Raw genomic sequence first — 603 nt, forward strand, 5'->3', positions numbered from 1 at the left:
CCAAGCGCTGGCAGGACGTGGAGGAGCTGCTCGCCGCCGGGATCGACGTGATCTCGACCGTCAACATCCAGCACCTGGAGTCGCTGGGCGATGTCGTCGAGTCGATCACGGGCGTACGGCAGCGCGAGACGGTGCCGGACGAGGTCGTACGGCGGGCGGACCAGATAGAGCTGGTCGACATGTCGCCGCAGGCGCTGCGCCGCCGGATGGCGCACGGCAACATCTACAAGTCGGACAAGGTCGACGCGGCGCTGTCCAACTACTTCCGGCCCGGCAACCTCACCGCGCTGCGCGAGCTGGCGCTGCTGTGGGTCGCGGACCGGGTCGACGAGTATCTGACGGAGTACCGCAGTGAGCACCGGGTCTCGAAGATCTGGGGCTCGCGGGAGCGGATCGTGGTCGGACTGACCGGTGGTCCGGAGGGGCGCACGCTGATACGCCGTGCCGCGCGCCTTGCGGAGAAGGGCGCGGGCGGCGAGGTGATGGCCGTCTACATCGCCCGCAGCGACGGCCTGACCTCGGCCTCGCCCAAGGAACTCGCCGTCCAGCGCACCCTGGTCGAGGACCTCGGCGGCACCTTCCACCACGTCATAGGCGAAGACA

The 603-nt window shown here is 69.2% G+C and carries 1 pseudogene; it reads left to right on the top strand.

Going from position 1 to position 603, the window contains the following annotated elements:
• A pseudogene (locus tag ACX28W_RS44020) lies at positions 1–603 on the top strand (histidine kinase); the annotation flags it as partial.

Source organism: Streptomyces sp. SD15 (assembly GCF_054462255.1).